Genomic DNA, 22,513 nt, shown 5'->3' on the forward strand with positions numbered 1-22,513 from the left:
TTAGGGTTCAACGAACTGCAGGCGGATCAAACCGCGGCGAAATTCGACAGGAGGAGGAAGCTCGTGACAATCAAAAGTGTCTCGCTCGTCATCGCCGGCAGCGGCGGCGCGGGCGTCGTTACGGCCGGCTCGCTGCTGCTTGACGCGGCGGCCCAGGCCGGCTGGTATGCCCTGATGAGTCGTTCCTCGGGGCCGCAGATTCGTGGCGGCGAAGCCGCCGCGATGCTGCGTTTCGCCACCGAGCCGATCATGTCGCACGACGACAGCTTCCATCTGCTGATGGCCATCGATTGGGACAACATTGCTCGCTTCTCGGCGGAGATTCCGCTGGTTGCCGAGAGCCTGATCGTCGGCGATCCGGCCCACGGCGATGCACCGGCCGCCCTGCTCGCCGGCCGCCCGCGGCAGGCCGCGCTGGCCATGACCGAGATTGCCGGCAAGATCGAGAACGGCCGCCCCAACATGGTGGCGCTGGGCGCCATTGCCGGCCTGATCGGCCTGCCGCCGGAAGCCATGCAGGCCGTGGTCGAAAAGACCCTGAAGCGCAAGGGCCAGGCCGCGATCGACGCCAGCATGGCCGCGTTCCACGCCGGCTTTGCCGCCGCCGCCGACCTGCCGGCGATTCCGAAGCTGCCGACGGTGGCAACATCGGTTGCCGCCGCAATAGAACCGCGCTGGAGCATCACCGGCAACGAGGCCACGGGCCTTGGCGTGATCCGCGGCGGCGTGCGCTTCGTCGCCGCCTACCCGATCACTCCCGCCACCGAGGTGCTGGAATGGCTGGCGCCGTCCCTGGCCAAGGTCGGCGGCATGCTGGTGCAGGCCGAGGACGAACTGGCCTCGATCAACCAGATCATCGGCGCCTCCTACGGCGGCGTGCCGGCGATGACCGCCACCTCCGGCCCCGGCCTCTCCTTGATGATCGAATCGCTGGGCCTCGCCGTCGCCGCCGAGGTGCCACTGGTGGTGGTGGACGTGATGCGCGTCGGGCCCTCGACCGGCATCGCCACCAAGTCGGAACAGAGCGACCTCAACATCGCGGTCTACGGCCTGCACGGCGACGCGCCGCATATCGTGGTCGCCGCCAACTCGGTGCCCGACTGCCTGTTCACCACGCAGTGGGCCGTGCATCTGGCCGAGGCCATGCAGGCCCCCGCCCTGGTGCTCACCGACCAGGCCATGGGCCAGGCCCGCGCCATCGTGCCCAAGCCGGCCGAGCTGGCCTTCATCGGCCAGCGCCTGGTGGCAACCGCCGCATCCGCCCCCGCCGCCGTCCCCGCCGTCGCCGGCGAACGCTACAAGCGCTACGCAATGACCGCCTCCGGCGTTTCGCCGATGGCCATTCCCGGCACGCCGGGCCTGACCCACACCGCCGACGGCCTGGAGCACAACGAGTTCGGCACGCCGTCCTCGCAGGCTTCCGACCACCAGGCGCAGATGGACAAGCGCAGCCGCAAGCTGACCCAGTTCAACTACGGCGACCACTGGGCCGACATCGAGGATTCGGAAGTTGGCGCTGGCGACACGGCGATCATCACCTGGGGCTCCTCCACCGGCCCGGCGCGCGAAGCGCTGCGCCGCTACGCCGCCGCCGGCGGCCGCGCGCGCCTGATCTCGCTGCGCCTGATCGCGCCGGTGCAGCCGGAGAAGATGGCCGCAGCGCTCGCCGGCATCAAGCGCGCGGTGGTCGTCGAGCAGTCGCACAGCGGCCAGTTCTACCGCATGTTGCGCGCCTTCTACGAGCTGCCGGCAAAGACCGTTTCGCTGCACCACGGCGGCCCGCTGGCCTTCGGCCCGAAGCAGATCCTGGAACAACTGAACCAACTCAATGCAGGGAGCGCGTGATGGAAAGCTGTGCGCAGAAGAAGAAATACGCGGCCAAGGACTACAAGTCCGAGCTGAAACCGATCTGGTGTCCGGGCTGCGGCGACTACACCGTGCTCAACGCCATTACCCGCGCCCTGGCCGAACTCGCCCTGCCGCCCGAAGAGGTCGCCGTCGTCTCCGGCATCGGCTGTTCCTCGCGCATACCCGCCTACACCAGCGTCTATGGCTTTCACGGCGTACATGGCCGCGCCCTGCCGGTGGCCACCGGCTTGAAGCTCGCCCGCCCGGACCTGACGGTGCTGGTCACCGGCGGCGACGGCGACGGCTTCTCGATCGGCGGCAACCATTTCCTGCACGCCTGCCGGCGCAATGTCGACCTGACCTACATCGTCATGGACAACCAGGTCTATGGCATGACCAAGGGCCAGGCCTCGCCGACCACCGCGCCCGACTGGGAAGGCAGCAAGCTGACGCCGGAAGGCACCGGCATCAATCCCTTCCAGCCGCTGGTCGTCGGCCTCGCCTCGGGCGCGAATTTCATCGCCCGCGTATCCTCCAGCGACCCGGTCAACATGGCCAGGATCATCGTCGAAGCGATCCAGCATCCGGGTTTCTCGCTGGTCCAGGTGTTGAGCCCCTGCGTCACCTTCCGCCCCGAACAGGCCGAATGGCGCGACACCGTGCGCACCGCCGTGGTCGACTACACCGACGATGCCGCGCGCGCCGCGCGGCGCCTGATGACCGACGACGGTTTCAACGTCGGCAAGGTGCTGTACAAGGGCTCGCGCCCGCCGTTCCGTCCCGAATTCGAAAACACCAACGGCTCGGTGACCGAACTCGAAGCCAGGTTTGCGCTATGAGCGACGATCCGCAAAACCTCGACGCCATCAACACCCTGCCCGTACTCCTGGCCCATGCGCTGGCCATGGAGTCCGAGGCCGCCGAGCGCTATGGCGAACTCGCCGACCAGATGGAAGTCCATCGCCGGACCGCAGTCGCGGCGATCTTCCGGCGCCTGGAACAGGCCGAGAAGGCGCATCTGGGCGATCTGACCGAGATGTGCGGCAAGGTCGAGCTGCCGCACATCGCGCCCTGGGATTTCAAGTGGCGCCACAGCGAAAGCCCGGAAGTCATCGACTTCACCAAGGTGCATTACCAGCTGTCGGTGCGGGAAGCCATCCTGCTCGCCTTCGAGCATGAGCGCAGGGCGGCGGAGTTCTATGCCGGCATTGCGCAAAGCGCGACCGACCCGGACGTGCAGAAGCTGGCGCGCGAGTTTGCCGCCGAAGAACAGGAGCACATCGGCTGGCTCGAAACCTGGCTGGCCGAATGCGGCCCCGGCGACGCGCAAGGGGCCGAGGATCCCGACCCGCCGCTGTGCCAGGAATAGCCGCACCCCTTCAATTCATACCGCAATCGAGGAGAACACCCCATGGCACTTCTGATCAACGACCTTTGCATCGCCTGCGACGTCTGCCTGGCCGCCTGCCCGAACAAGGCAATCACGGCCGGCGAGGACATCTTCACCATCAATCCGGATCTGTGCACGGAATGCGTCGGCCACCACGCCGTATCCCAGTGCGTCAAGGTCTGTCCGGTGCGTGCCTGCGTGCCCGACCCCGACCACAAGGAAAGCAAGGACGAACTTCAGGCCAAGTACGAACGCCTGCAGGCACTCAAAGCCGCCTGAGGGCCGCCCGAGAGCCGCCCGAGAGCCGCCTGACCAAACCAACACAGGAGCCAAGCAAATGGGTATCAGGAACAAGCTGGAGCGACTCGTCGCCCGCATGCACGACACGCCGCAGTACAACTCGCAGGGCGCCGTGCTCTTCGTCGATCTGGAACAGCGCAAGACGCTCCGTAAATACCTGCCGCTGGAGGTGCTGAAGAACTTCCTCGGCGGGCGCGGCGCCAACATGTGGCTGCTCTACAACCTGGTCGAGGAAGAGCGGGCGGCGCTCGATCCCGAGATTCCGCTGATCTTCGGTTCCGGCGTCTTGACCAGCAGCATGCCCTCGGCCACGCGCGGTAACTTCACCGGCATATCGCCGGAGTCCGATGCGATCCTCGACGCCAACGGCGGCGACTACTTCCCGTCCTTCCTGCGCTGCCACGGCTATGACCACATCGTCATGTTCGGCTGCGCACCCTCGTGGACGCTGTTGAAGATTGCCTACGAGAACGTCGAGTTCGTCGATGCCGCGCCCTACGTCGGCCTGGACAACCTGGCCCTGCCGAAAGCCATCGAGCGCGACTTCAACTGCGTCGAGCGCGAAGACATGGCGCTGGCCCGCATCACCACGGCCGGCGAGAACCAGGTGCTGTGCGCCGGCATCATGGGCGGCATCAAGGCGATCTGGGCGCGCGGCGGCGGCGGCGCCAAGATGGGTTCGTTGAAGCTCAAGGGCATCATGATCCACGGCGCGCCGAAGGACCTGCAGCCGGTGCAGCCGATGGCCAAGTACAACAAGGTGATCGGCAAGAAGATCATCACCACCAGCGTGATCAAGAATGCCCTGAAAATGGTCGGCACGCCCTTCCTCTACAAGCCCAGCCGCGTGCTGTGCGCGCTGGGCGCCAAGAACCACCAGGAGACCAGCTGGAAGCCGACGTTGGATGCCGACAACTTCGATCCCTACCGCCCCGGCATGGACGGCTGCTACCTGTGCCCGGTGCATTGCCGCAACCAGAACGACATGACCCCCGAAGGCCACGGCGGCTGGGGCGCCGCGGCGCTCAAGGGCCTCACCGGCAACGCCAGCTACGACAAGGCGCAGGCCGAGGTCGAGCACGGCAAAGAGCGCACCTACAACGGCATCCGCAACGACGGCAAGTACGACCAGTACGACAAGGGCGACGGTCCCGAGTACGTCACCCTGGGCAAGTTCGGTCCGCTGATCGGCATCAGCGAACCGGAGCAGGTGCTGCGCCTGAACAACATCCTCAACGACCTCGGACTGGATTCGGCATCCGCGGGCAGTTCCATCGCCTGGGCCATGGAGCTCTACCAGCGCGGCATCATCACGCAGCAGGACACCGGCGGGCTGGACCTGACCTGGGGCAATTACCCGGTGATCGAACAGTTGCTGTTCATGACCGCGAAGCGCGAAGGCTTCGGCGACACCATCGCCGATTCGGCGCGCGCCGTGGAACGCGGCAAGTACCCGCAAGAGGCGCTCGACTACCGCCTGACGGTCAAGGGCCTGTTCCAGTCCGACCCGCACGATGCGCGCATCCTCAAGGCCTTCGCCCTGAGCCTGTCGGTCGCCACGCGCGGCATGGATCATCTGAGGAGCCGCCCGACGCTGGAAATCAATGCCCGCATCAACGACGATCCGGCGCTCAAGGCCTCGCTCTACAACGGCGTCGTCTCGGCGGCGCCCAACAGCTACGAAGGCAAGGAATACGCGGTCAGGAAGTGCGAGAACAACTACGCGGTGGGCGACTCGGTGGGCATGTGCCGTTTCAACACCAAGCTGTTCAACTCGCCGTCCCTGCCCGACCCCGCCGACTTCGCCGTGCAGCTCGGCGCGCTGACCGGCCAGGGCTTTGTCGAGGCCGAGATGGACGAGATCGGGCGCAACATTGCCGGCATCGAGCACATGCTGAACTTCCGCCTCGGCTTGCGCGCCAAGGACGACACCCTGCCGCGCCGCTGGTTCGAGGAAGCCCTGACCGAAGGCCCGTTTGCCGGGGAAAAGATCGACCGCGAAGCTTTCGATGCCATGAAGGCGCGCTTCTACGCGCTGACCGGCCTCAACGCCGAAGGCCTGCCGGCCGCCGAATGGCACGAAAAGCTGTCGCGCCTGATCACCGGCTTTGCCGTGCGCGTCGATTTGCCGAAAGCGCTGCCGGGCGCACCGGAACAGTCGGTGGTGATCGACGAACCGGTGAGCGACGTCACGGCACTGCGCCGGGCCTTGTTGCGCAAGCTGCCGGAAGCGGCCGCGGACCTCAGCGACAGCACCTGGAATGTCGCCGTCAATGACGACATGGTGCTCGCCGGCGAAGGCGCAAGGCGCATCGCCAGCGGCGATCGCGTGCGCCTGGTGCCGATCATCGCCGGCGGCTGAAAAGCCCGATTACCTTGCGCCACGAATGCCACACTCACAGACGGTGACACTCACATGACATTTTTCGACGAAGCGACCGAAACCCTGCCGCGCGAGCAACTGGCGACACTGCAACTGGACAAGCTGCAAAAGATGATGGCCGAGCTGTGGGGCCGCAACAAGTTCTATACGGCCAAGTGGCAGGCCGCCGGCGTGCAGCCGTCCGACATCAGGACGCTGGCCGATCTGGCCAAACTGCCGATGACCAAGAAGGGCGAGTTGATGGACGACCAGGCCGCCGACGGTCCCTTCGGCAGCAACCTGACTTATCCGGTCGAAGCCTACGTGCGCATGCACCAAACCTCCGGCACGACGGGCGTGCCGCTCAAGGTGATGGACACCCATGAGTCCTGGGACTGGTGGGGCCGCTGCTGGGGTCACGTGCTGGCCGGCGCGGGCGTCACGGCCTCCGACCGCCTGTTCATGGCCTTCGCCTTCGGCCCCTTCATCGGCTTCTGGGCCGCGGTCGAAGGTGCGCGCAAGATCGGCGCGGTGATGATTCCGGGCGGCGGGCGCGATTCGCAGCAGCGCCTGGAACTGATGCGCGAAGCCGGCGCGACCATACTCTGCTGCACGCCGACCTATGCCCTGCGCCTGGCCGAAGTGGCCCACGAAATCGGCTTCGACATCAAGTCGATCCCGATGAAGTCCACGGTGCATGCCGGCGAACCCGGCGCCAACATACCGGCCACCAAGCAGCGCATCGAGGCCGCATGGACCGCCAAGTGCTTCGACCATGCCGGCGCCTCGGAAGTCGGCGCCCATTCCTTCGAATGCGCCGAGCAGCCCGGCGGCACGCATCTGATCGAGAGCGAATACATCGCCGAAGTGATCGACCCGCTGACCGGCGAGGCCGTAGCCCCGGGCGAGCGCGGCGAACTGGTGATCACCAATCTCGGCCGCTGGGGCTTCCCGGTGATCCGCTACCGCACCGGCGACCTGGTGCGGCCGAACCTGGACCGCTGCAAATGCGGCCGCAGCTTCATGCGATTCGAAGGCGGCGTCCTCGGCCGTGCCGACGACATGGTCACCGTGCGCGGCGTCAATGTCTTCCCGGCCGGCGTGGAGAACATCATCCGCAAGTTCACCGAAGTCGATGAATTTCGCATCACGGTGAACAAGGTCAAGCAGATGGACGAGATGGACATCGAGGTCGAACTCTGCGAAGGCGCCGATCCCGATGTGGTGCACGACATCGCCGTCAAGCTGGATTCGATGCTGGCCTTCCGTCCTCGCGTGCATCATGTCGCGCGCAATTTCCTGCCGCGCTTCGAGATGAAGGCCAAGCGCTTTCATGTGAGGCTCGAGTAGGGCGAACCGAGATGAATATCGCGAGCAAGCTCGCTCCTACGAAACCCCGATGTGCCCCACGTAGGAGCCAGCTTGCTGGCGATAGCCCCTTCCCGGCTCGCCGCCACCAAAAGTTGGCGCCGGGTTGCTGGCGCTCCGACTATTTGACTCACGGCATTTTCAGCGGTCATAATCGGGCTGCGGATTCAGCAAATCCGCATACCTTCCCGAACTGACCAGACCACGACATGCCCGCCATTCCTGCCGCCAAGAAGAAATCCTCCATCGACTATGGATTGCTGCCCGAGCTGGTCGGCTACCAGTTGCGCATGGCCCAGATCGCCCTGTTCCGCGATTTCGCCCACGGCCCCGGCGAGGAGGATGTCACACCGGGCCTGTTCGGCGTGCTGGTGATCATCGAGGCCAACCCCGACCTCAAGCAAAGCGAACTGGCCCGCGCCACCCATCTGGATCGCTCGACCGTGGTCACGGTCATCGACAATCTCGAACGGCGCGGCCTGGTCGAACGCCGGGTGGCGCTGCATGACCGCCGCTCCAATGCGATCCGCCTGACCGCCGCCGGCACCGCGCTGCTGCGCAAGCTGAAACGTCAGGTCACCCAGCACGAAAAGCGCCTGCTGGACAACTTCAGCGAGGCCGAGCGCGCGAACTTCATCGCGCTGCTGCAGAAAGTCTTCCCGCAACATCGCTGAGACCGGTTCGTCGCTTCACCGGCCGGCCCCGCCGCGGCCGATAATGATGGACTTCCAATCATTGACGTCGTATACTAATCGCCATCGCCGGACCACGGCCATGGAGCGTTGACGATGAGCGTCAGAAGCAAAATCGATCGGTTGTGCGCACGCATGCACGACGCGCCGCAGTACCCGACCCAGGGCGCCGTGCTGTTCGTCGATCTGGAGCGCCGCGCAACCCGCAGCAAGTACCTTCCCGCCGAAATCATGCGCAGCTTCCTCGGCGGCCGCGGCGCCAACATGGTGCTGCTCTACAACCTGCTCGATGAAGAAAAGAACGCACTCGATCCCGACGTTCCCCTGATCTTCGGCGCCGGCACGCTGACCGGCGACATGCCTTCCGCGACGCGCGGCAATTTCACCAGCCGCTCGCCCGACAGCGACGCCTTCCTCGATTCCAGCGCCGGCGACTACTTTCCGGCCTTCACCAAACGCCTCGGCTACGACCACATCGTGTTGCACGGCCTGGCGCCGCAATGGACGCTGCTGAAGATTTCGCGCGAGGGCGTCGAATTCCTCGACGCGGCGCCCTATGTCGGCCTCGACAACCTCGACACCGCCGCCGCCATCGAGCGCGATTTCCACTGCACCGAGCGCAAGGACATGGCGCTGGCACGCATCACCACGGCCGGCGAGAACCTGGCGCTGTGCAGCGGCATCATGGGCGGCATCAAGTCGATCTGGGCGCGCGGCGGCGGCGGCGCCAAGATGGGTGCGCTCAAGCTCAAGGCCATCATGATCGCCGGCAAGCCCGGCGACCCGCCGCTGCAGAAGCAGCTCAAGGAACACAACAAGGTGATCGGCAAGAAGATCACCTCGACCTCGGTAATCAAGAACGCGCTGAAGCAGGTCGGCACCCCCTTCCTCTACAAGCCTTCGCGCGTGCTCGGCGCGCTGGGCACGCTGAACAACCAGACCACGGCCTGGCATGCATCGCTCGACGCCGACAATTTCGATCCCTACCGGCCCGGCATGGACGGCTGCTTCAAATGCCCCGTGCATTGCCGCAACCAGAACGACATGACGCCCGAGGGCAAGGGCGGCTGGGGCTCCGCCGCGCTGATGGGGCTCAAGGGCAATGCCAGCTACGACAAGGCACAGGCCGACGTCGATCATCACAAGCTGCGCACTTACAACGGCATCAAGGGCGACGGAAAGTTCGACAAATACGACAAGGGCGACGGCCCCGAGTACGTCACGGTCGGCAAGTTCGGCCCGATGATCGGCCTCTCCGAACCCGAACACGTCCTGCGCCTCAACAACATCCTCAACGACCTCGGCCTCGATTCCGCCTCGACGGGCAGCGCGATCTCCTGGGCCATGGAGCTGTGGCAGCGCGGCATCATCGACGCCAGCCACACCGGTGGCCTCGATCTGTCCTGGGGCAATTACGAAACCATTGAAAAGCTGCTGTTCATGACCGCGAAGCGCGAAGGCTTCGGCGACACCATCGCCGATTCGGCGCGCGCCGTCGAACGCGGCAAGTACCCGCCGGCAGCGCTCGAATACCGCATGGCGGTCAAGGGCCTGTTCCAGTCCGACCCGCATGACGCACGCATCCTCAAGGCCTTCGCCCTCGGCCTTTCGGTCGCGACGCGCGGCATGGATCACCTGAGGAACCGCGTCACGCTGGAAATCAATGCCCGCGTCAATGACGACGCCGCGTTCAAGACCCAGCTCTACGGCGGCACCGTGGCGCCGCAGCCGACCAGCTACGAAGGCAAGGAAATCGCCGTGCGCCGCTGCGAGAACACCTTCGCCGTCGGCGACTCGGTCGGCATGTGCCGCTTCAACACCAAGCTGTTCAACTCGCCCACCCTGCCCGACTGCGGCGACTTCGCCGCCCAGCTCAGCACCATGACCGGCCAGCCGGTGACGGCCGAAGAACTCGACGAGGTCGGCCGCAACATCACCGGCCTCGAGCACCTGCTGAATTTCCGCCTCGGCCTGCGCGCGAAGGACGACACCCTGCCCAAACGCTGGTTCGAGGAAAGCATAGACACGGGACCGTTCAAGGGCGAGAAGATCGAGCGCAAGGAATTCGACGCCATGAAGGCGCGCTTTTATGAACTGACCGGCCTCAATGCCGAAGGCGTGCCGCGCGCCGACTGGCACCAGCAACTGGCGCTGGCCGCCACCGGCTTCGCCCTGCGCGTCGAACTGCCGCGGCCGCTGCCCGGCGCGCCCGAGAAGTCCATCGTCATCGACCGGCCCGTCGCCAACGTCGCCGAACTGCGCGACGCCCTGCGCCGCCACCTGCCCGAAGCCCGCAAGCAACTCGACGACCCCACCTGGAACGTCACGGTCAACGGCGAAATGCTGCTCTTCGGCGAATCCGCCAAGGCCCTGCACAGCGGCGACCGCGTGCAACTGGTGCCGATCATCGCCGGCGGCTAGGCTTCACGGGGCCGCGGACGGCGAGAGTTGGTGCTGGCGATACGGCGAAGCAGACAAGCGAACCGGAAACGTGCAACGACCTTAGACCTCACTCGCGGGTCGATGCCTCATCGACGATCGCGATCCCGTTGTCACGGCACCATTCGCGCAAGGCCTCCTCGGTCCGGAGCGCCCGGAAGTCGTACCAGCGCTGCAGCAGCCTGCGGGTTTCCAGAAAATTCGTGAAACGAGCATAGGCGCCCTTCTTGCGGAAGAAGGCGGCCACGGTGCCATAGTCGTTCGGAAGTTCCCGGTCGATGAAAGACAACACCAAGTGGCGGCCGAGGTCCAGGTCGTGCTTGTTTGGAACAGCGATGTATCGATCGGAAGATTCGAGATCCGGCGGAAGCTCGTCGTCGAAATCGAACTCGGACGACACGTAATGGATTGCTCCCGTATCGCGATCGATATAGGCATCGCTGTCGATAACCCCGCCGGCGCTGACAAACTCGCATGCGGCGAGCAGATCGGCGTATCGAAGCTTGGTGACGGAAGAAGATGAACTCATCGACAGGCACTCCAGGTGATCGATTGGTCACAAAGTTCAGCCGGACGCGATCTCCCTCGCCCTCAAGAGGCTGGGGAGGGGACCATTGAAGTGAGGTCGGCTGGACTTCATGGTAATCAGGTACGCGATTGCTGGACCACTTCGCCCAGCGTGTGCGCCTGCGGCGCATACCACTCGAAAGCGTAACCGATCGCGCCAAGCGAAATCGCGGTCACGGCAAACGGCACCAGCGTGCGCCGCACCGCGCTTTCCAGCCAGTGCCGCGTCTGCAAGCCGCGCATGCGCCGGTACAGGCTGGCCGAGAGCGCCCCATCGACCAGGAGTTCGGCAAACAGGATCGGCGCCAGATAGCGAACTAATTCGGAGCAGGACCGCCTCTTTGAGAGGAAAAGATTGATGGTGGTGGCTCATTCAACAACTCGAAATTTAAGAATCGCCCTTCGGGACACTCCTCACGAAGAGCTTTCCTGAGTCGATCTTTCATTGCGCAAAGTGACTCGACAGTTCGATCAACATGGATTATGACGGCTTCTGTTAGGCGCTTAAGATGTATGTAATGAAGGTCACCAATCGCAGCACGAAACTGGTCTACGGTGTACTCGCGTCCTTCCTGAATCCCTGCTGCCATGAGCATAGGTTGCACGATTTCAAAGTGATGACGTGACCGTGTGTTAATCGCTTTGAGTGCCTCACGAAATCGATTCTCTTCAATCGAAAGTTCAAACAGTGTCTGTTGCTGTTCCGGGTGACTAAGAAAATCAAGTGATCGAAAATCAAATGGCAGCGCATCCTCTTGGTAAGGTAACGTGGGCTGGATTGCGAATTGTCTACCCGGATCATTTCTGAATGGGGTAATGAAATCGTTTTGGAACAACTTCAGCGTGTTAGCCTGCTGCATCAATGTCGATAGCGCGCGATTACCTGCAGCTATATGGGTTCTCTTTTCCTCGTCTCGCTTCTGAATTGTCTGTAGTCGAAAGGCGGCCCATGCCCCCATGAAGGCAGCTACTAAAGTCGCTAGCGGATTAACGATGTCACCAACTGTGGTTGGCATGTGCGATCCAGCGAGAAACGAAGCGACAGCAAAGCCGACAAAAAAGAAAGCGATCATCAGCACCACTTCGGTATCCCCCTTCACGAACGCTCTCCCTTCCCCAAATGCGATGCCGCCGACGAGATGACATGCATGCCAAATAAGCCACGGCCAGATAAATGCGTTCTGGATTTAACGCCTTATCGCTGGTCATGGCAAGTTCAACGGCCTTGTGCAGCGCATGCGAAATAGCCGGTCCATTGTGGGGCAGACTGGGCGGACTGTAGGGCGGACTTCAGTCCGCCATCCCTCTCGGCCGGCTGAAGCCGGCCCTACAACGCCGACCATACCGGCCGGCTGAAGCCGGCCCTACAGGGTCACATCGCTGGCGACGCAGACCACTGGCTGAGATGGCAAAACACCCCTTCGCCGCACCGCCAGCGCCAACTCTTGCCTGTGCGCCTGCATGGTTCAAGCGATTGGACTATCATGGATTTGCTGATACACAACTCAGCCAAACCTATTTTCATCGGAGGCGACCATGGCAAAGAAATCGAAGAACGAGAATCCCGTCTACAAGATCGTGGAAGTTGTTGGTTCCAGCCCGACATCCTGGGAAGATGCAGCGCGCGCGGCGGTGGAATCGGCGGCCAAGACCTTGCGCGATTTGCGCGTGGCGGAGATCACCAAGCTCGACATGAAGATCGACGGCGGCAAGGTGGTGGCTTATCGCGCGCGCGTCTCGATGTCCTTCAAGTACGAAGACTAAGCGGAGTCATCCGTCTTGTGAAAACGGGGACTGCGGTCCCCGTTCTTGTTTTCTGCGCACACGCGCGGCGCGACTCAGAGCTTGCGCAGGACGTGCACCGTCTGCCAGTCATCGGGGTCGTGCTCCGTTTTGAAACCGAGCTGGCGCGCGAACTTCAGCATCTTGTGGTTGGCGGACAGCACGAAGCCTTCCATTTCGGTCAGGCCCTTTTTCTGCGCGATGTCGATCAGCGCGGCCATCAGGCTGCCGGCCAGGCCCGAGCCCTGCCAGGCGTCGTCCACCGCGATCGCAAATTCGCAGCGGGTGGTGCCGGGCACCACGACGTAACGCGCCACGCCGACCTCAATTTCGCTGCCGGTGTGGGCTTCCGTCGCCACCAGCGCCATGTGGTGTTCGTAATCGACATTGGTCAGGTACTTGAGCTTGTCCGGCGACAGTTCGCTCATGCTGACCATGAAGCGCTCGTAGCGCGATTCGGTCGACAAGTGGCGCACGAAGTCGGCCTCGATCCTGGCGTCTTCGGGGTGGATCGGGCGGATGCGTACTTGCCGGCCGTCGAACAGCGTGCAGGGGTGGTCGAGGCCGCAGGGATAGCCTGCGCTGTCTGTGGCTGGCGCGGCAGTGGGCGCCGCCAGATGTTCGCCGACGCAGCCGACCAGGGCGTCCAGCGTGGCGATGCTGGCGTAATCGCTGGCCGCGATATCGACGTCGAGTTTTTCGTGCAGGCCGGCAATCACGTTCTGCCAGTCCATCGAATCGAGATCCACCTGGCGCCGCAGCGGCTGATCGGGTTTGAGTTGGCCGGCATCCAGTTCCGGCGCGATCGACTTCAGGGTTTCCAGCACAGCCTGCCTGATTTGCCGCTCGTCCATGCCTGCAGTCCTTTGCGTTTGGGCAGGGCTTGCCCGATTCAGGCGGCGTGCCTGAACACCAGGTGCATTTTGCCACCGGCAGCATCCATTTCTTCGACGACGCAATCCAGATGCATTTCCGCGGCCAGCAGTATCAGTCCGGCAGCGGCAGCCCCGAGTTGAAATGCCTCGCCGCCCGAGCGCAGCGTACAAATCACGCCGAGCCTGCCGTCCTCCCCGCCTGAAGCCCCGTGCTGCAACTGCAGCGACAGGCTGCCGGCCCAATCGAAAGGCAGGCGGCGTTCGAGTTCGGCGCGCAGTTGGTCGAAACAGGCGGCCAGCGCAGTTCGTGCGGGTGCGGTCGGGCCGGCTGCGGTTTGCCGCGCCAAGGGCGGCACGCTGCGGGCGCGGCTCAGCACGGCCTCGGCCAGCGCGGCGATGCCCTCGCCGGAGAGCGCGCTGACCGGATGGATCGGCGGTGCGTTACGCCACAGCGGCGCGACGGTCCGCAGGGCCTGGCAGGCGCGCCTGGCGCCGTCGGTGTCGCACTTGGTCACCACCAGCAGATCCGCCAGTTCGAGGATGCCGGCCTTGATCGCCTGCATCTCGTCGCCGAGTCCGGGCGGGAACACCACCAGCAGCGAATCGGCCAGCCGCGCGACGTCGATCTCGGACTGGCCGGTGCCGACGGTTTCCACCAGCACCAGGTCGTAGCCGGCGGCATCCATCAATTGCACCATCTGGCGCGCGGCGCCGGTCAGGCCGCCGAGGCTGCCGCGCGTGGCGGTCGAGCGGATGAAGGAGCGATTGTCGTCGTCGGCTTCGCCGATGCGAAAGCGGTCGCCGAGCAAGGCCCCGCCGCTGACCGGGCTCGACGGATCGACCGCCAGCACGGCCACGCGCTGGCCCAGTTGCAGGAAATGCCGCACCATGACGCCGACCAGCGTGGACTTGCCGGCGCCCGGCGGCCCGGTGATGCCGATTACATGAGCCCGGCCCAGCCTCTGCGCCAGCCGCGCCAGCAGCGCGGCGGCGGCGGTGGGATCGCGCTCGGCCAGCGACAGCGCCCGCGCCAGGGCCTGCCGTTCTGCCGCCGCGATGCCGCGCGCCAATTCATCAAGCGAAACACCCATCTTTTGCCACCCGTCCTATTGACACTCCCGATGTACTGCGTATACAGTATCCAGTATTCCATGACGCGAGCGCAATAGCGCAAATGATTCTGCCATGAACACGTCGATCAAACCCCTAGAAAGACCCGCCGGCCTGGCCGATCGCGTGTATCACCAGTTGCGCGACAACATCGGCAGCCACCAGATTCGCCCCGGCGAACGCCTGCAGGAAGTCAGCCTCGCCGCACAACTCGGCGTCTCGCGCACCCCCGTGCGCGAAGCCCTGGCGCGACTCGAAAGCGAAGGCATGATCGCGGTCGAGGGACGCGGCTTCGTGGTGCCGGAACTGACCGACGCCGACATCGAGGAAATCTACCAGCTGCGTTTCCTGCTGGAACCCGCCGCGGCACGCACCGCGGTCGCCGAAATCAGCAGCCCTACCGATCTGGCCAGCATGGCCGCGGCGATCGACGAAGCTACGGCCGCCGACAAGAACGGCGACTTCCGCGCCTTCCTCGAAGCCAACAGCCGCTTCCACAACGCCTGGCGCGCGCTGATTCCGAATCGGCGCATGTCCAAGCTGCTCGACCAGTATGTGGGCCATGTGCGCTTCCTGCGGGTACTGACCCTGGGCGACGCGAGCGCCCGCAAGACTGCGCTGACCGGCATGAAGAACATCCATGCCGCATTCAAGAAACGGGATCCGGATGCCGCTGCCGCGGCGATGCACAAGCACCTCGAAGCGGCCAAGCACTTTCTCATCACGGCCATTGAAGAGATCGATCAGGAGAAGGAGGCGGAACAAACCGCCTCGGTGCGCTAAGACCGCCCTTCCCCACCGATCACCGGCGCGGCGGCAAGGCCCCGCCCGCCCCGATATCACGCATGAATGGACTAGCGACATGACCTACAAAGCAGAAATTCCCTACGGCGCTTATTGGAGCACGCCTTTCGCCCGCTGGCAGGGCAGCTTCGCCAACCTGCACAGCATCGAATTTGCCGCCCATGTGGCAAAGCTGGAACTGGCCAAGCGCAAGATCGACCCGAAGACTTTTGACTACGGCGCGCTTGGCTTCTCCGTGCCGCAGAAGTATTCCTTCTACGGCCTGCCCTGGCTCACCGGCATGATCGGCGCCGGCCAGGCCGGCGGCCCGACGCTGATGCAGGCCTGCGCCACCGGCGTGCGCACGCTGCTTGCCGCAACGCAGGAAATCGAGACCGGCATGGCGACCACTGCGCTCGCCATCAATTGCGACCGCACCTCGAACGGACCCCACCTCTACTACCCGAATCCGCGCGGCCCCGGCGGCACCGGCATGGCGGAAGACTGGGTGATGGACAATTTCGGCTGCGACCCGCTGGGCGGCCACGCCATGCTGCAGACCGCGGAGAACGTCGCCAAGAAACATGGCATCGGCACGGCCGAACAGCACGAGCTGGTGCTGCGCCGCGAAGAGCAGTACCGCCAGTCGCTGGAGAACGATTCGGCCTTTTTGCGCCGCTACATGACCCTGCCCTTCGAGGTGCCGGCGCCGAACTTCAAGAAGACCGCCAGCACCATGGCCGGCGACGAAGGCGTGTCGCAATCGACGGTCGAAGGCCTGGCCAAGCTGAAGCCGGTGATGGAAGGCGGCAGCGTGACCTACGGCGGCCAGACGCATCCGGCCGACGGCAACGCGGCGATCGTCGTCACCACGCGCGAAAAGGCCCGCGAACTCTCCGCCGATCCGAAGATCGCCGTGCGCCTGCATGGCTTCGGCCTGGCCCGCGTGCCGCTGGCCTACATGCCGGAAGCCATGCTGCCGGCCGCGCAGCGCGCGCTGGCGCAGGCCGGCAAGAAGGTCGCCGACATGAAGGCGATCAAGACCCACAACCCGTTTGCGGTGAACGACCTGTTCTTCGCCAAGGAAACCGGCTGCGAGCTGAAGACCATGAACAACTATGGCTGCTCGCTGGTCTGGGGCCATCCGCAGGCGCCGATGGGCACCCGCGCCATCATCGAGCTGATCGAGGAACTGGCCCTCAAGGGCGGCGGCTTCGGCCTGTTCACCGGCTGCGCCGCGGGCGACACGGCCATGTCCGTCGTACTCGAAGTCTGCGACGCCTAACGCCAGCCATGGTGAATCCATCCGCAGTAGGAGCGAGCTTGCTCGCGATCCGCACTGTTCGCGAGCAAGCTCGCTCCTACCCATGAGCCTGGCCAACTGGATTTCGGACAACGCCGCGCGCACGCCCGACAAGGCAGCGATCCGCTTCCACGGCCGCGAACTCTCCTATCGCGACTTCGCAGCGCTGATCGACCGGCTGGCTTCGGCGCTGGCCGCCTCCGGCGTCAGGCGCGGCGGCTGCGTCGCCTACCTGGGCTTCAACAGCCCGGAAATGCTCGCGCTGCTGTTTGCCTGCGCGCGCCTCGGCGCCATGTTCATGCCGCTCAACTGGCGCCTGGCCGCGCCCGAGCACCGGCAGATGCTGGAAGACTGCCCGCCCACGCTGCTGTTTGTCGAGCCGCAGTACGTCGCCCAGACCGAGGCCTTCCGCGACGCCTTGGGCGCCATGACGCTGGTCAGCTTCGGCGCGGCCGGCGCCGGCTGGATTTCCTGGACGGACTTCTGTAGGCGCGCCGCCGGCCCCGCGCCCGCCGTTCCCGCCGTTCCCGCCGTTCCCGCCGTTCCCGCCGTTCCCGCCGTTCCCGCCGCGCCCGCCGTTCCCGCCGTTCCATTTGACCCGGAGATCGGCGATGACGACACACTGCTGATCTGCTACACCTCGGGCTCCACCGGCAAGCCCAAGGGCGTGCTGCTGACGCAGCGCGCGATCGCATGCAACGCCGCCAACAGCGCCGACATGCACGAGCTGACGGCGGACGACGTGATACTCACCACCCTGCCGCTGTTCCATGTCGGCGGGCTCAACAACCAGACCACGCCCGCCCTGCAGGCCGGCTGCAGCGTGGTGCTGCATCCGAAGTTCGATGCCGACGCCACCTTCGATGCCATCGAGCAGGACGGCATCACGCTGACGGTGCTGGTGCCGGCGCAGCTCGACATCATGATGGCGCATCGCCGGTGGGCCAGCGCCAACTTTTCCAGCCTGCGCATGGTCACTACCGGCTCGACCATCGTGCCGCGGCATGTGATCCACGCCGTGCATGCCAAGGGCGTGCCGCTGGTGCAGGTCTACGGCTCCACCGAGACCTGCCCGATCGCGGTGTATCTGAAGGCCGAGGATGCGCTGCGCAAGGTCGGCTCGACCGGCAAGGTCGCGGCGCGCTGCCGGCTGCGCATCGTCGAGCGCTTCGGCGCCGACGTGGTGCCCGGCGCCACCGGCGAGATCGTGGTGCAGGGCGACAACGTCATGTCCGGCTACTGGAAGGCGCCGCAGACCACCGCCGCGGTGCTGATCGATGGCTGGTTCCACACCGGCGACATGGGCCATCAGGACGAGGAAGGCTATCTCTATGTCGATGGCCGCAGCAAGGACATGATCATCTCGGGCGGCGAGAACATCTATCCGGCCGAGATCGAGAACCTGCTGATCGAATCGCCCGACATCGCCGAAGCCTCGGTGATCGGCCGGCCCGACGAACGCTGGGGCGAAATCGTGGTCGCCGTGGTGGTGCCCAGGGCCGATTGCCGGCTCACCGCCGAGCAGGTGCTGAAGCTGCTCGACGGCCGCATCGCCCGCTACAAGCATCCCAAGGAAGTCATCGTGGTCGAGGCCTTGCCGAAAACCGCGCTGGGCAAGATACGCAAGGAAGACGTGCGGCAGATGGTCGCCCGCGCAAGCTGTTCCCAATCAACATAGTCCAGCAATGACGGAGAAAACTTTATGGCGCTAAAGATCGGAATCGACGTCGGCGGCACTTTCACCGACTTCGTGGTCACACGCGACGACGCCGAACCGGCAATCTTTAAGACCCTGTCGACGCCGTCCGATCCCTCGATCGCCGTGGTCAACGGCCTCACCGACATCGCTGCCAGCATGAGCCCGCCCATGTCGCTGGAAGCCTTCGCGCCGACCATCGACACCATCGTGCACGGCACGACCGTGACCACCAATGCCACCCTGACCGGCACCGGCGCCAAGTGCGGCCTGCTGACCACCGAAGGCGTGAGGGATGCGCTGGAAATGCGCCGCGGCATCCGCGAAGAGCAATACAACAACCGCTACACCAACGTCAAACCGCTGGTGCCGCGCTACCTGCGCGCCGGGATCCGTGGCCGCCTTGACCGCGTCGGCAAGGAGACCGCGCCGCTGGACCTGGATCAGATCCGCGAGGCTATCGCCCTGTTCAAACAGGAAGGCGTGCAGGCAGTTTCCATCTGCTTCATGAACTCCTTCGCCAATCCGACCCACGAGCAGGCCGCTGCGGAGCTGGTGAAAAAGGAGATGCCGGACGCCTACCTTTCGGTGTCCACCGACCTCCTGCCCTCGATCCGCTTCTACGAGCGCGTCAGCACCACGGCGCTGAATTCCTATGTCGGCCCCAAGCTGAATCACTACCTCGACCAGCTGGTCGGCCGCCTCAAGGGCATCGGCTTCAAGAACCTGCTGCTGATCATGCAGTCCAACGGCGGCGTCATCACGCCCCAGCTGGCGCGCGAGAAAGCCGCGCTGACCCTGCTCTCCGGCCCCGCCGGCGGCCCCGGCGCCGGCCTGTTCTATGTGCGCCCGCACGGCCAGAACAAGTGCATCACCACCGACATGGGCGGAACAAGTTTTGAAGCATCAGTCGCGGTGGATGCGCCGATGATCAAGAACGACGGCGAGATCGCCCGCCACAAGATCGCCCTGCCGATGCTCGACATCCACACCATCGGCGCCGGCGGCGGCTCGATCGGCTGGCTCGACGAAGGCGGCATGCTGCGCATGGGTCCGCAAAGCGCTGGCGCCGATCCCGGCCCGGCCTGCTACAGCAAGGGCGGCCGGCTGCCGGCCACCACCGATGCCAACGTGGTGCTGGGCTACCTCGACCCCGGCTTCTTCGCCGGCGGCAAGATGAAGCTCGACGCCGCCGCGGCGCGCGCCGCAATCGAGGAACACATCGCGAAACCCATGGGGCTGTCGGTCGAGGAAGCCGCCGCCGGCATGTACCGCGTCGCCTGCAACAACATGGCCCAGGGCGTGCGCGAAGTCACCATCAAGCGTGGCTTCGATCCGCGCGAATTTCCCTTCATTCCCGCCGGCGGCGCCGGCCCGATCCATTCCTGCCTGATCTGCAGCGAACTCGAAATCCCGCTGCAGATCGTGCCGCGCGAATCCTCGGTGCTGTGCGCCTTCGGCATGCTGATGAGCGAACTCAAGCACGACTTCGTGCGCACCTTCGTTTCCCGCCTCGAAGCCATCGACTGGCCCCGGCTCACGGCGATGATCGACGAGATGTCGGCGGACGGCACACGGCAACTGGTCGAGGAACGAATCGCCGAGGAACGCCGCCGCTACGACGTCAAGTTCGACTGCCGCTACATCAAGCAGTACCACGAGGTGTCCTTCACGGTGCCGCGCGAACTGATCGACAGCCGCGACACCGTCGCCATCGCCGCCGCCTTCAACGCCGAGCACAACCGGCTCTACGGCTATTCACTGGAGGCCGAGAAGACGCCGATCGAAATCATCAACGTCCGCGTCCAGGCCATCGGCATCACCGACAAGCCGACCTACCGCCAGGAAGCCTGGGCCGGAGTGGACGCATCAGGTGCGCTGAAAGGCAAACGTAGCATGTACATCCCCGAGACCAAGAGCTTCCGCGAAACGCCGGTCTACGACGGCCACAGGATGCATTACGGCAACCGCATCACCGGCCCGGCCATGATCGAGCAGGAGACCACGGCGATTTTCGTCAGCGATTCCTACGACTGCGCTGTCGACGCCTTGGGTTCCTTCGTCATCTGGCAGAAGGGCCGCGAGGATCTCGCCGCGGCCTGCTTCAAGCAACAACAGGAGGCACTGGCATGAGCGCCACAAAAATCGATCCCATCCTGCTCTCCGTCTATGCGCGGACCTTCAAGTCGATCACCGACGAGATGAGCATCTCGATGGAGCAGACCACGCGCTCGCCCATTCTTTGCGAGGCCAAGGACTACGTCACCGGCCTCTACGACGCCGACGGCAACATGCTGGAGCAGACCGAGAACCTGCCTATCCTGGCCTTCTCGCTGGCGCCGGTGTGCAAGTACATCAAGGAATATTTCGGCGACGAGATTTATCCCGGCGACGTGATCTTCCACAACGACGTGTTCAGCCTGGGCAACCAGAACAACGACGTCGCCGCCTTCAAGCCGGTGTTCTTCGGCGACGAGCTGGTGGCCTGGACGGCGGTCAAGGGCCACCAGGCCGACATCGGCGGCAACGTCGCCGGCGGCTACAACCCGAATGCGGTCGAGGTCTGGCAGGAAGCCCTGCGCATCCCGCCGGTCAAGGTGGTCGAGCGCGGCAAGCTGCGCAAGGACGTCTGGAATTTGATCTTCGCCAACGTGCGCCTCGACATCGTGCAGCACGACATGAAGGCCGAGATGGGCGCCTGTACCGTCGGCGAACGCCGCCTGCTGGAACTGCTGAAGAAATACGGCGTCGAGAGCTACGAGTTGCACAAGCAGGCGCTGTTCGAGGCCACGCGCAAGATGATGGAAGCCGAGATCGCCAAGATCCCCAACGGCAACTACTCGGGCGAAGGCTATGTCTATTACGACGGTCGCTTCGTCGGCTCGAAATACACCATCCGCGTGGACATCGAAGTCAAGGACAAGCACATCAAGTTCGACTACTCGAAGACCGATCCGCAGACCAACGGCTTCGTCAATGGCACCTTCACGTCAAGCGCCTCGGCCACCATCCTGACCCTGCTGCAGATGGTGAATCCCGACATCCCGCACAACGAAGGTATGGTGCAGCCGATCGAGATCGTGATCCCGAGCGGCACCATACTGAATGCCGCCTATCCGAAGGCCACCACCTTCGGCAACCACCTCTGCCCGCCTAATGCCGACGCCATCCAGCGTGCGCTGGCCCCGGTGATGCCCGACCGCGTCACTGCCGGCTGGAACAACCTGCTGGCCTCGCTGACCACCGGCATCGACCCGAAAAACAACGAGAAGTACGTCGACATCGGCTTCATGGGTCTCAAGGGCGGCTCCGGCGCCATGCTCGGCACCGACGGCTACGACCACATCGGCATGATCGACGCCTCAGGCGGCGTGCTTGACCAGGACTACGAAATGTTCGAGCAGCAGACGCCGCACACCCTGATCAAACATGAACTACTGACCGATTCAGCCGGCGCCGGCCAGTGGCGCGGCGGCCTCGGGGTCGAAACCATTTTCAAAATCGGTTCCGACGACACGCAACTGGTGACCTTCGGCGACGGCGACTTCGAACCGGCCTTCGGCCTCTTCGGCGGCGGTGAAGGCGGCCTCAATTTCATCCGCCTGCACTACCCCGACGGCCAGACCGTGGTGCCGAAGAACAAGGACCTGATCACCGGCGTGCCCAAGGGCACCACCTACCACCAGGTCGCCAGCGGCGGCGGCGGCTACGGCGATCCGAAGAAGCGCGACCGCAAGCTGCTCGCCGAGGAAATCCGCAACGGCGTGATCACGAAGGAAGCGGCAATGCGTGATTACGGGTTCAGCGAGTGAATGCTGAAATGAAACTCTCTTGTGCAACGGCCGCCACACGATCGTGCCGGCAGGGTGCCCTGCTTCGCTCATGTCCTCCGTCGGCGGCCTGCGGCCCCCTCCTCCCCCTTTACTTCACTGCGCAGGGCACCCTACCGTCACGATCCGGAAGCGCCGCACCTTTTTGCAGCTGCAAGGCACCGGCGT

At 64.6% G+C, this 22,513-nt stretch carries 19 protein-coding genes; 14 read left to right on the top strand and 5 right to left on the bottom strand.

The annotated features are described in order from the left end of the window. The first annotated feature begins 63 nt into the window (after positions 1–63). From RMO95_RS02710 to RMO95_RS02745, 8 genes are all read left to right on the top strand, one after another. Complete coding sequence (locus RMO95_RS02710) at positions 64–1,845, top strand: 2-oxoacid:acceptor oxidoreductase subunit alpha (protein ID WP_310449053.1); 1,782 nt, start codon at positions 64–66, stop codon at positions 1,843–1,845. Continuing rightward, a complete protein-coding gene (locus RMO95_RS02715) occupies positions 1,845–2,687 on the top strand; it encodes a 2-oxoacid:ferredoxin oxidoreductase subunit beta (RefSeq protein ID WP_310449054.1) in 843 nt (280 codons plus the stop codon). The genes RMO95_RS02710 and RMO95_RS02715 overlap by 1 nt, the downstream gene beginning before the upstream one ends. After that, positions 2,684–3,217, top strand: a complete 534-nt coding sequence (locus tag RMO95_RS02720; protein WP_310449055.1) for a ferritin family protein — start codon at positions 2,684–2,686, stop codon at positions 3,215–3,217. Before RMO95_RS02715 ends, RMO95_RS02720 begins: the two co-directional genes overlap by 4 nt. A gap of 42 nt (positions 3,218–3,259) precedes the next feature. Then, a complete protein-coding gene (locus RMO95_RS02725; protein WP_310449056.1) occupies positions 3,260–3,517 on the top strand; it encodes a YfhL family 4Fe-4S dicluster ferredoxin in 258 nt (85 codons plus the stop codon). Between the two features lie 58 nt (positions 3,518–3,575). After that, entirely contained in the window at positions 3,576–5,900 is a 2,325-nt protein-coding gene (locus RMO95_RS02730) for an aldehyde ferredoxin oxidoreductase C-terminal domain-containing protein (protein WP_310449057.1), read from the top strand. Between the two features lie 54 nt (positions 5,901–5,954). Then, positions 5,955–7,250 (top strand): AMP-binding protein, encoded by a 1,296-nt coding sequence (locus RMO95_RS02735; protein ID WP_310449058.1) that lies wholly within the window; start codon positions 5,955–5,957, stop codon positions 7,248–7,250. 227 nt (positions 7,251–7,477) lie between these two features. After that, positions 7,478–7,942 (top strand): MarR family transcriptional regulator, encoded by a 465-nt coding sequence (locus RMO95_RS02740; RefSeq protein ID WP_310449059.1) that lies wholly within the window; start codon positions 7,478–7,480, stop codon positions 7,940–7,942. Positions 7,943–8,056: 114 nt separating this feature from the next. Beyond that, complete coding sequence (locus RMO95_RS02745; RefSeq protein ID WP_310449060.1) at positions 8,057–10,381, top strand: aldehyde ferredoxin oxidoreductase C-terminal domain-containing protein; 2,325 nt, start codon at positions 8,057–8,059, stop codon at positions 10,379–10,381. An 88-nt stretch (positions 10,382–10,469) separates the two neighbouring features. Here the strand turns inward: RMO95_RS02745 and RMO95_RS02750 are convergent, their stop codons facing one another. The 3 genes from RMO95_RS02750 to RMO95_RS02760 form a co-directional block, all read right to left on the bottom strand. Further along, the gene (locus tag RMO95_RS02750) at positions 10,470–10,928 is read right to left on the bottom strand and encodes a UPF0158 family protein (protein ID WP_310449061.1); all 459 of its coding nucleotides are present in this window, start codon (positions 10,926–10,928) and stop codon (positions 10,470–10,472) included. Between the two features lie 116 nt (positions 10,929–11,044). Then, positions 11,045–11,209, bottom strand: coding sequence for a hypothetical protein (locus RMO95_RS02755; protein WP_310449062.1), 165 nt, complete (start codon positions 11,207–11,209; stop codon positions 11,045–11,047). Positions 11,210–11,283: 74 nt separating this feature from the next. Further along, on the bottom strand, positions 11,284–12,066 hold the full coding sequence (locus RMO95_RS02760; protein WP_310449063.1) for a hypothetical protein: 783 nt from the start codon (positions 12,064–12,066) through the stop codon (positions 11,284–11,286). A 436-nt stretch (positions 12,067–12,502) separates the two neighbouring features. Here RMO95_RS02760 and RMO95_RS02765 point away from each other — a divergent pair, with 436 nt between their 5' ends. Next, a complete protein-coding gene (locus RMO95_RS02765) occupies positions 12,503–12,730 on the top strand; it encodes a dodecin family protein (protein ID WP_310449064.1) in 228 nt (75 codons plus the stop codon). 74 nt (positions 12,731–12,804) lie between these two features. On the opposite strand, the gene RMO95_RS02770 is transcribed toward RMO95_RS02765, so the two are convergent. Then, complete coding sequence (locus RMO95_RS02770) at positions 12,805–13,602, bottom strand: GNAT family N-acetyltransferase (RefSeq protein WP_310449065.1); 798 nt, start codon at positions 13,600–13,602, stop codon at positions 12,805–12,807. Between the two features lie 38 nt (positions 13,603–13,640). Then, the gene (gene meaB / locus RMO95_RS02775; RefSeq protein WP_310449066.1) at positions 13,641–14,714 is read right to left on the bottom strand and encodes a methylmalonyl Co-A mutase-associated GTPase MeaB; all 1,074 of its coding nucleotides are present in this window, start codon (positions 14,712–14,714) and stop codon (positions 13,641–13,643) included. Positions 14,715–14,808: 94 nt separating this feature from the next. Here meaB and RMO95_RS02780 point away from each other — a divergent pair, with 94 nt between their 5' ends. From RMO95_RS02780 to RMO95_RS02800, 5 genes are all read left to right on the top strand, one after another. Then, positions 14,809–15,516: a GntR family transcriptional regulator gene (locus RMO95_RS02780; RefSeq protein ID WP_310449067.1), complete on the top strand. Its 708-nt coding sequence runs from the start codon at positions 14,809–14,811 to the stop codon at positions 15,514–15,516. Between the two features lie 79 nt (positions 15,517–15,595). Further along, entirely contained in the window at positions 15,596–16,801 is a 1,206-nt protein-coding gene (locus RMO95_RS02785; protein WP_310449068.1) for a thiolase family protein, read from the top strand. An 82-nt stretch (positions 16,802–16,883) separates the two neighbouring features. Beyond that, complete coding sequence (locus RMO95_RS02790) at positions 16,884–18,497, top strand: long-chain fatty acid--CoA ligase (RefSeq protein ID WP_310449069.1); 1,614 nt, start codon at positions 16,884–16,886, stop codon at positions 18,495–18,497. A 24-nt stretch (positions 18,498–18,521) separates the two neighbouring features. After that, on the top strand, positions 18,522–20,648 hold the full coding sequence (locus RMO95_RS02795; protein WP_310449070.1) for a hydantoinase/oxoprolinase family protein: 2,127 nt from the start codon (positions 18,522–18,524) through the stop codon (positions 20,646–20,648). Next, positions 20,645–22,327, top strand: coding sequence for a hydantoinase B/oxoprolinase family protein (locus RMO95_RS02800; RefSeq protein WP_310449071.1), 1,683 nt, complete (start codon positions 20,645–20,647; stop codon positions 22,325–22,327). The genes RMO95_RS02795 and RMO95_RS02800 overlap by 4 nt, the downstream gene beginning before the upstream one ends. Positions 22,328–22,513 lie beyond the last annotated feature (186 nt).

It is taken from the genome of Sulfuritalea sp., assembly GCF_031426875.1.
Lineage (GTDB): Bacteria > Pseudomonadota > Gammaproteobacteria > Burkholderiales > Rhodocyclaceae > Sulfuritalea.

What these genes read in the sequence shown, in the direction of transcription:
- RMO95_RS02745 (WP_310449060.1), top strand. Translation starts at nt 8,057, where the DNA reads ATGAGCGTCAGAAGCAAAATCGATCGGTTGTGCGCACGCATGCACGAC.
- RMO95_RS02715 (WP_310449054.1), top strand. Translation starts at nt 1,845, where the DNA reads ATGGAAAGCTGTGCGCAGAAGAAGAAATACGCGGCCAAGGACTACAAG.
- RMO95_RS02795 (WP_310449070.1), top strand. Translation starts at nt 18,522, where the DNA reads ATGGCGCTAAAGATCGGAATCGACGTCGGCGGCACTTTCACCGACTTC.
- RMO95_RS02800 (WP_310449071.1), top strand. Translation starts at nt 20,645, where the DNA reads ATGAGCGCCACAAAAATCGATCCCATCCTGCTCTCCGTCTATGCGCGG.
- RMO95_RS02730 (WP_310449057.1), top strand. Translation starts at nt 3,576, where the DNA reads ATGGGTATCAGGAACAAGCTGGAGCGACTCGTCGCCCGCATGCACGAC.
- RMO95_RS02765 (WP_310449064.1), top strand. Translation starts at nt 12,503, where the DNA reads ATGGCAAAGAAATCGAAGAACGAGAATCCCGTCTACAAGATCGTGGAA.
- RMO95_RS02790 (WP_310449069.1), top strand. Translation starts at nt 16,884, where the DNA reads ATGAGCCTGGCCAACTGGATTTCGGACAACGCCGCGCGCACGCCCGAC.
- RMO95_RS02735 (WP_310449058.1), top strand. Translation starts at nt 5,955, where the DNA reads ATGACATTTTTCGACGAAGCGACCGAAACCCTGCCGCGCGAGCAACTG.
- RMO95_RS02725 (WP_310449056.1), top strand. Translation starts at nt 3,260, where the DNA reads ATGGCACTTCTGATCAACGACCTTTGCATCGCCTGCGACGTCTGCCTG.
- RMO95_RS02740 (WP_310449059.1), top strand. Translation starts at nt 7,478, where the DNA reads ATGCCCGCCATTCCTGCCGCCAAGAAGAAATCCTCCATCGACTATGGA.
- RMO95_RS02755 (WP_310449062.1), bottom strand. Translation starts at nt 11,209, where the DNA reads ATGCGCGGCTTGCAGACGCGGCACTGGCTGGAAAGCGCGGTGCGGCGC.
- RMO95_RS02720 (WP_310449055.1), top strand. Translation starts at nt 2,684, where the DNA reads ATGAGCGACGATCCGCAAAACCTCGACGCCATCAACACCCTGCCCGTA.
- RMO95_RS02785 (WP_310449068.1), top strand. Translation starts at nt 15,596, where the DNA reads ATGACCTACAAAGCAGAAATTCCCTACGGCGCTTATTGGAGCACGCCT.
- RMO95_RS02780 (WP_310449067.1), top strand. Translation starts at nt 14,809, where the DNA reads ATGAACACGTCGATCAAACCCCTAGAAAGACCCGCCGGCCTGGCCGAT.
- RMO95_RS02750 (WP_310449061.1), bottom strand. Translation starts at nt 10,928, where the DNA reads ATGAGTTCATCTTCTTCCGTCACCAAGCTTCGATACGCCGATCTGCTC.
- RMO95_RS02770 (WP_310449065.1), bottom strand. Translation starts at nt 13,602, where the DNA reads ATGGACGAGCGGCAAATCAGGCAGGCTGTGCTGGAAACCCTGAAGTCG.
- meaB (WP_310449066.1), bottom strand. Translation starts at nt 14,714, where the DNA reads ATGGGTGTTTCGCTTGATGAATTGGCGCGCGGCATCGCGGCGGCAGAA.